Here is an 8,327-nt window from a genome sequence, read left to right as displayed (position 1 = left end):
CTATTTTGTTAGGAATTATGTCCCAGCCTCTTCTATTTTGATATTTTAATTTTGTTGGTGTTTATAAGCAGCTTCTACAAAAGCTTTGAAAATTGGCTGTGGTCTATTAGGTCTAGATAAGAATTCCGGATGGAATTGACAAGCAATGAAGAAATCATTTTCTGGAATTTCTACCATTTCCACTAAACGACCATCTGGACTAGTACCAGAAAAGACCATTCCTTTATCTTCTAATTGTTCTCTATAAGCATTATTAAATTCATAACGATGACGATGACGCTCTTCAATATTTGTTTCATTATAAATGTCATGTGCCAAAGTATGATCTTTAATAGTACATGGATAAAGACCTAAACGTAATGTGCCACCTAAATCTTCGATATCTTTTTGTTCAGGTAACAAATCAATAATTGGATATGGTGTATTTGGATCAAGTTCTGCTGAATGAGCATCTTTAAGTCCTACAACATTTCTTGCAAATTCGACAGTTGCTAATTGCATTCCTAAGCAAATACCAAAATAAGGTATATTATTTTCCCTTGCATATTTGATAGCTGAAATTTTACCTTCACTTGCTCTAAAACCAAAGCCACCAGGAACTAAAATTCCATCAACATCACTTAAATAACTCTCTACATTTTCGTCTGTCACTTCACTTGAATCAATCCATTTTACTACAACATCTTTTTTCAATGGATAACCTGCATGTTTTAGTGATTCCACCACTGACAAGTATGCATCTTGTAAACTTACATATTTACCAACTAAGCCAATAGTAATCGTACCATCTAATGAATTAACGGTATCTAATAAATATTGCCATTCATCTAATTGTGTATCGTATTTAGCATCTAAATCTAAGCGTTTAATTACAATATCGTCCATATTTTGAGCACTTAATTGTAATGGGATTTCATATAATGACGATGCATCTCTACATTCAATAACACTTTCTTTATCTATATCACAGAATAAAGCAATTTTATCTTTTAAATCTTGAGTCATTTCATATTCTGTTCGAACAACAATTAAATCAGGTTGAATACCTAAACCACGTAATTCTTTTACACTATGTTGTGTTGGTTTAGTTTTCATTTCTCCAGCTGCTTTAATGTATGGAAGTAATGTACAATGAACATACATAACATTCTCACGGCCAAGGTCACTTCTAATTTGGCGAATAGCTTCAATAAATGGAAGAGATTCAATATCACCTGTTGTACCGCCTATTTCGGTAATGACCACATCCGCATTTGTACTTTCTCCAGCCAATAATAAGCGTTCTTTAATTTCATTTGTAATGTGTGGAATCACTTGAACTGTTCCACCTAAATAATCTCCACGACGTTCTTTTTTTAGCACATGTGAATATACTTTTCCCGCAGTGACATTAGAATATTTATTTAAATTGATATCTATAAAACGTTCATAATGTCCTAAGTCCAAGTCAGTTTCAGCGCCATCATCTGTAACAAATACCTCTCCATGTTGATAAGGACTCATTGTACCAGGATCAACATTTAAATATGGATCAAATTTTTGAATTGTTACTTTAAGTCCTCTGTCTTTTAACAATCTTCCTAGAGAAGCGGCTGTGATACCTTTACCTAAAGATGAAACTACTCCGCCGGTTACAAAGATAAATTTTGTCATTGTCTGACCTCCTAATTTATTAAGGGTTGCTTCCTTACTCTATCTCTACAAAATTTAAACATTTCCTAAAAATAAAAAAATCGCTCCCTCTCACATATTTGTAAGGGGAGCGTATAACATTTATACACGTGTCCTAATTAAAGGAGCCCGAATAAAATTTTAACATTTTTCATTCAAAAGTCAATTAAAACTAATATTTAGTCATTAAAATCTTCTGCATCTTCAAATGCTTCTTCTTCACCTTCAGCGATGTCGTCATCATCATCTTCTTCAATAACGATATCTGAACCGTCAATATCTTCTTCATTATCATCAGAATCATCTAATGTTTCTTGATCATCCGTTTGAGCTGGAATATCATCGTCATCATCCATTTCATCGTCGCCAAGTAACTTAAGATTTTCATCTTCTTCATCATCGTCATCAAGAATATCAAATTTTTGAATTGTTGGTGCAATTTTTTCTTCAATATCATCTACTGAATACCAATCACGTAATCCCCATTGATTTTCACCAACATTTAAGAAACGTCCATCTGTATTTAAGTCAGTATAAAATTGTACAATACGATTTTCAATTTCATCATATTCATAATTACCGAGACTTTTAAATTCGTCAATAATATCATAGAGATTCATTGTTGACCCTTTATCGTGTAATAAAGTATAAGCCATATCGATAAATGATTTTTCATCAACCATTTCTTTAGTATAATCTTGAATTTTCATTATAACTAAACTTCCTTTCAAAGGATTTTATTATCTTTACATTGCTTTTATTAATAGTAACAAAGATAAATTATAAATGACATTTTATGATTTCGCAATTGCTATTCAATTAGTAATTAATATATTTTTTGAAAATAACTAAGTCATCTGATTGATCTGTCTCAACAAAGCCGCTACTAATACATAATGGCTTAAGTTCATTATTTTCCCCAAATAATGTAATACCTATACTTCTTATTTCTTTAAAATGTTTACGTACATATGTAGGAAGTTGTCTTAAAGCACTCCCAGCAATCCCCTCTTTTCTTTGATCTTTATAGACTTCTATTGCAGCGATATTTAGATGAGTATTTAGATGTTCGAGTGCAATAAATCCAACTTTTTGATCATCTTTTAATAAATCAATAATTTGATACATTGCAATATTTGAATTTTTATTCTCAACTAATTTCAATGACGATACATGTTTAGAATCCAAATCTAAATAGTATAAACGTTCTTTACCGATGGGTCCTTCTTCTTTAGTAGCAGTATGCATGAATCCAGCACGTTCATATACATTCCATGCCCCTTCATTTTCAGTATCAACAACTAAATATAAATGATTGAAATCTGGAAATAATAGTTGAACATATTGAGGTAAATACATCATCATAGTTGTACCATAGCCTTGTCCTTGAAATTTTTCATTAATAGACAATGATCGAACATAAACGACATGCTCAGGTGTATCATATCCTTCATGTTGATAATACTGATGAAGTATGAAGAATCCTACTACATCTCCATTTTCATTAATGGCAATATTAGCTACTCGATTTTCATCTTTTAAAGCATCTTCTAATACAGATTTAGGTAATGATGAATAAATTTGTTGTCGTTCGCTTAATTCAAAGTTTAAGACATCATCGCGATATTGTTCTTCAAATTCCTGAATTGTAATATTTTCAAATTGCTTTACTATACTCATAAAATTAACCCCTATATCTCAAAGTTGTTTTAATAATATCATATATAACCTTTAAATCTTATAAAATAATCTATTTACTCTAATATTTACTATTTATTTTATAATATTGTAAAATAATTGCAATTCGTCAAAATTATTATAGTATTAACATGTCATATATTAATTTTAGAGGTGAAAAAAATGAGAGTAGGTATCGATGCCGGCGGTACATTAATTAAAATAGCAATGGAAGATGATACACACCGTACATTGTCAACTGAATTAACAACAGATATAAATAAAGTCATTCAATGGTTAAACCAAAATGAATTCGAAAAAATCAATTTAACAGGTGGTAACGCAGGCGTTATTGCTGAAAACATCAAACAATCATCCCAAATATTTGTTGAATTTGATGCTGCTTCAAAGGGATTAGGTATTTTACTTAAGGAGCAAGGCCATCATATTAATCAATACATATTTGCAAACATAGGTACTGGTACATCTTTACACTATTATAATGGTCACCATCAAGAACGTGTAGGCGGAATTGGTACGGGTGGCGGAATGATTCGAGGTTTAGGTTATTTATTGACTGAAATATCTGATTATGAAACACTTACAAATCTCGCTCAATCTGGAAATAGAGATATTATCGATTTAAAAGTTAAACATATATATAAAGATTCTGAACCGCCTATTCCTGGTGAACTCACTGCTGCAAACTTTGGCAATGTACTAAATAATATGAATGAACATTTTACTAACTCAGATAAATTAGCATCTGTCGTGGGTGTCGTTGGAGAAGTGATTACAACGATGGCGATTACAGTAGCTCGTGAATGTCAAACAAAAAATGTTGTTTATATTGGGTCTTCTTTTAATAATAATCCCTTACTACGAAAAGTTATTGAGGATTATACTGTTTTACGAGGATGTCATCCTTTTTATATTGAAAATGGTGCATTTTCAGGTGCAATCGGTGTCCTTCATTTAAGCTAATTCAAACTAAAAACATTAACATAAAAATCCCAATAGATTTCTTAAAAAAGAAACCTATTGGGATTTGATTTAAAATGATAATTCATTAGATACTTTTTGTGGAGAAACAATGGTGCCTACGACTCCAGGTTTTAAGTCTACTGCGACAGCTTGATCATTATCTCTTAATTTATCAAGCCATTCACTAAATACACTACCTTCAATTTCGATTAAATCACATTCTTCAAAATCTTTATCACGAACTTTTCGTGCCCGATTTTTAATACTCCATACAGGCATAATATTAGGTTTTTGATTTTCTTTATCACTAATAAGAATAAATCTTTTTTCCCCTTTACGTGTTAAGCCAAAAACATGATTTTCTTTTGAAATATCTTTTGCAAATTCTTTAAGACGAATTTTGTCTAATTCAGACATGAGTTCATTCATCATGTCTACAACTTTGACAATATGTCCCTCTTCTTTACTTGAAGTATTGATTAAAATTTTATCACTTTCATCAAACAATTCATCCATATCATACGTAACGAACGTATCAATATCAATATTTAATAGTCGATCAAATTGAATGTCTGAGTGATTTAAATACTCTTTTGCGATGTCTTCATTCGTCCACATTCCTGTGTAATCACCATCTTCATGATGAATACGAATTAATTTTTTATTTTTACTAGCCAAAATAATGACTTCATTAATTAATATCTCTTTGAAATAGTCATTATGCTTATATTCCATTACAAACCCTCTCTCTTAATATACTAATTAAATGTTAAATTATATTAAAATTAACGTCAAACATCCATATTTTTTTTTATAATTAATTTAACCTATACTCTAACTTAATTAGTATCATCAAGTTCACTAATAAATGCTTGTTCTAATTGTTCAACTTCTTCTTTAGAATCAGCATTCCATATACATCCAAAGCGAGAATTCACTTCATCTTTACCAAACCAATCACCGTCATAATACGAAAGAGGATAAAGCACGCCTTGTTTAACATATTTTAAAATAACATTGAAGAAACGAGTATTATCTCCTCTTGAAAAATAACTATAAAATTTTTGATAGTTAGGATTTAATTCATCTTGTAATAGTAGCATGCTTGTCGAACCATTTTGTCTAAAATTCAAATCTATAGCAAATACATTATCATTTTCATCTAATAATAAATCAAATCCTGCCACACCAATAAAGCCTAAGTTCACTCCATTTTGCATAATTTCACGACCAGCTTGAATCACTTTTTCTGGAACATCATGCACATTTTCATTTCCTGCGTATAGACCATATTTATCAGTAATTTGATGGGCAGTACCTAGATAGGTGATACCTATTTCTTTAGAATATGCAAATTGGACACAATAATTTTTAACTGCTTCTATTTTTTGTTCAATGATTAAATTATCGGTAGCATGGGCCGCTTCAAATATTCGTTGAGTTGCTTTTTCTAAGTCTTCGTCGTTATAGCAAATCATTACGCCATAACCACCTGCAGTTGGTAATTCATCTCCTGGCTTAATTACAAAAGGATAATCCCAATCTTTGATACGACCTTTGAAATCTCTAATTGACACAATTTCACGGTCTGGTAAATATTTATGATTTGTCCATTCAGGAATACGTGATTTATTATTTAAAGCTACAAAAACGTCTTTATCAATGGCATACGCTTCGTCATCTACTATGTCATTGTTTTCGATATATTGAAAATATATTTTTTTCCCTTCTTTATTGATAATCTCTTGTAACAAGCGTTCATACGTTTCACGATCTCTAAATGTATAAAGATGCTTTGGTATTTTTTTACCAATAAAATCAAATAGTTGTTGTAACTTATCTGTAATACTCGCTTCGTGTACAACAATCGGCATATCCTTAGCGATAATCATTTCACGACCAGTCAAAAAATTAGACTGATGCTCTTCTGTTGTGAGCCAAGGATTCAATGCATAAGAAGGCCTTGAATTATATACAATATTTTCATTATACAAATCACTTAACGTTAACTTTGGAACACTATATTCATTTTTCATTTATTTACCCCTTTATTTGAGAATGTTGCTCTACAACCTCATCAAATAGTTTTTTATTTTCAATTAATTCTAGTCCCATAAGAGCAATAATTTTTGCGCCTCGAATCAAAGCTTGATCACCATGAACACTTGCAGCTGCTTCTCTAAAACGGTGTGTATGACCTACTAAATTTCTTGAACCAATTTTAACATGTGGATGAATCGTAGGAACTATATGACTAACATTTCCTGTATCTGTCGAACCAAAACCAAAATCATCATAACTTACTTCTTCGCCAACTTCTATGGCGTATTTTTCAAATAATTCGTCTAGTTTAGGTGTTTTTATAAATTCATTTACACCATTTTGAATAGGACCAAATTCATAGTCACAACCCGTTTGGATGGCTGCACCTCTTGCAATTTGATTAACACGTTCTGTTAAAATATCAAGTTCTTTTCTAGTAGTGGCACGTGTATAAAATCTCGCATGTGTATAATCAGGTATAATATTAGCAGCTTTACCTCCATCTAAAATTACACCGTGTACACGATGACTTTTCTTAATATGTTGACGTAATTGAGCTACACCATTGAAATAAGAAATCATCGCATCTAATGCATTTAAAGCCTCATCCGCATTTTCTGAAGCGTGGGCGCTTTTACCATAAAATTTAATATCAAGCACATCAACGGCTAATGTATTTATCGTTGGATATGTTTCATTTCCAGGATGAATCATAAGTGCAATGTCAATATCATCAATCACACCGGCTTTTACATATGAAGCTTTTGCACTTCCATTTTCTCCACCTTCTTCGGCAGGACATCCTAATACAACTACTTTTCCACCAACATGATCGATGACTTGTTTAAGTGCTATTCCTGCTAATACACTTGCTGTCCCAATGATATTGTGGCCACATGCATGACCTAAACCAGGTAAAGCATCATATTCAGCTAAATATCCTATAGTTGGTCCTTCTTTTTCAGACTGGTAAGTTGCAATGAACCCAGTAGCATGTCCGGCAATATCTGTTTCTATCTCAAAATCATTTGCTCTTAATTGATCAATCAATGTTCTTGATGCAAATATCTCTTCATTGCCTAACTCAGGACGCTCGTGTATACGATGGCTTATTTCGACATAATCGTACTTTTTATTCTCTATATAGTCTAATATCTCTTGTTTACTACTCATCAATCTATACTCCTTTTATACACGAATATTAATATCCATATTTATTTAGACATCAAGTCAATCCATTTCTTGATGTATCTTTAAATTTAATTATTACTTATTTTATCGGATTTACTATAGATTGTCATCACATTCATTTGAATTTACAAAATTTTCTTACAATAAGCATTTGAATTACTTGATTAAGAAAATTGTAAATGATTAGCACTCTTGTTACAATCATATTATTCAAGCAATGTATTTATAGGAGGAAATAAATATGACTAAAATGAACGTTGAAAGTTTTAATCTTGACCATACAAAAGTAGTTGCACCATATATTCGCTTAGCAGGCACAATGGAAGGGATTAATGGAGACGTTATCAAAAAATATGATTTACGTTTTAAACAACCAAATAAAGCGCATATGGATATGCCAGCGCTACATTCATTAGAACATTTAATGGCTGAACATATTAGAAATCATTCTGATAAAGTTGTAGATTTAAGTCCTATGGGTTGTCAAACTGGTTTTTATGTTTCATTTATTGATCACGATGACTACGAAGATGTATTAAATATTATTGAAAAAACTTTAAATGATGTGTTAGAAGCTACAGAAGTTCCTGCTTGCAATGAAGTTCAATGCGGTTGGGCTGCTAGTCATTCTCTTGAAGGTGCTAAAGCACTCGCAAAAGAATTCTTAGATAAGCGTAATCAATGGGACGACATTTTTGGTGAAGGCAAATAATTAATAATTAAATAAACAATGAGGCTGGGACATAATTCCTAACAAAATA

8 protein-coding genes are annotated in these 8,327 nt (G+C 31.3%); 2 read left to right on the top strand and 6 right to left on the bottom strand.

Going from position 1 to position 8,327, the window contains the following annotated elements; all coding sequences use genetic code 11:
- Positions 1–45: 45 nt before the first annotated feature.
- The 3 genes from HMPREF2930_RS00510 to HMPREF2930_RS00500 form a co-directional block, all read right to left on the bottom strand.
- Positions 46–1,653: a CTP synthase gene (locus tag HMPREF2930_RS00510; protein ID WP_019835603.1), complete on the bottom strand. Its 1,608-nt coding sequence runs from the start codon at positions 1,651–1,653 to the stop codon at positions 46–48.
- 197 nt (positions 1,654–1,850) lie between these two features.
- A complete protein-coding gene (gene rpoE, locus HMPREF2930_RS00505) occupies positions 1,851–2,381 on the bottom strand; it encodes a DNA-directed RNA polymerase subunit delta (RefSeq protein ID WP_002448639.1) in 531 nt (176 codons plus the stop codon).
- Positions 2,382–2,490: 109 nt separating this feature from the next.
- Positions 2,491–3,351, bottom strand: a complete 861-nt coding sequence (locus HMPREF2930_RS00500) for a GNAT family N-acetyltransferase (protein ID WP_017175115.1) — start codon at positions 3,349–3,351, stop codon at positions 2,491–2,493.
- Positions 3,352–3,531: 180 nt separating this feature from the next.
- On the opposite strand from HMPREF2930_RS00500, the gene coaW reads away from it, so the two are divergent.
- On the top strand, positions 3,532–4,332 hold the full coding sequence (gene coaW, locus HMPREF2930_RS00495; RefSeq protein WP_017175114.1) for a type II pantothenate kinase: 801 nt from the start codon (positions 3,532–3,534) through the stop codon (positions 4,330–4,332).
- A gap of 69 nt (positions 4,333–4,401) precedes the next feature.
- Here coaW and HMPREF2930_RS00490 read toward each other — a convergent pair whose 3' ends face one another.
- The 3 genes from HMPREF2930_RS00490 to HMPREF2930_RS00480 form a co-directional block, all read right to left on the bottom strand.
- A complete protein-coding gene (locus HMPREF2930_RS00490) occupies positions 4,402–5,067 on the bottom strand; it encodes a DUF2750 domain-containing protein (RefSeq protein WP_017175113.1) in 666 nt (221 codons plus the stop codon).
- Positions 5,068–5,171: 104 nt separating this feature from the next.
- Positions 5,172–6,368, bottom strand: coding sequence for an L-aspartate--L-methionine ligase LdmS (locus tag HMPREF2930_RS00485; protein WP_037541099.1), 1,197 nt, complete (start codon positions 6,366–6,368; stop codon positions 5,172–5,174).
- A gap of 4 nt (positions 6,369–6,372) precedes the next feature.
- Positions 6,373–7,548, bottom strand: coding sequence for a M20 family metallopeptidase (locus HMPREF2930_RS00480; RefSeq protein ID WP_017175111.1), 1,176 nt, complete (start codon positions 7,546–7,548; stop codon positions 6,373–6,375).
- Positions 7,549–7,807: 259 nt separating this feature from the next.
- On the opposite strand from HMPREF2930_RS00480, the gene HMPREF2930_RS00475 reads away from it, so the two are divergent.
- On the top strand, positions 7,808–8,278 hold the full coding sequence (locus HMPREF2930_RS00475) for an S-ribosylhomocysteine lyase (RefSeq protein WP_017175110.1): 471 nt from the start codon (positions 7,808–7,810) through the stop codon (positions 8,276–8,278).
- The last annotated feature ends 49 nt before the right edge of the window (positions 8,279–8,327 follow it).

Origin of the sequence: Staphylococcus sp. HMSC068C09, assembly GCF_001813735.1 — a bacterium.
GTDB classification, from domain to species: Bacteria; Bacillota; Bacilli; order Staphylococcales; family Staphylococcaceae; genus Staphylococcus; species Staphylococcus hominis.
Note: the sequence above shows the minus strand (reverse complement) of the source record. Positions and strands in the feature narration are given on the sequence as shown.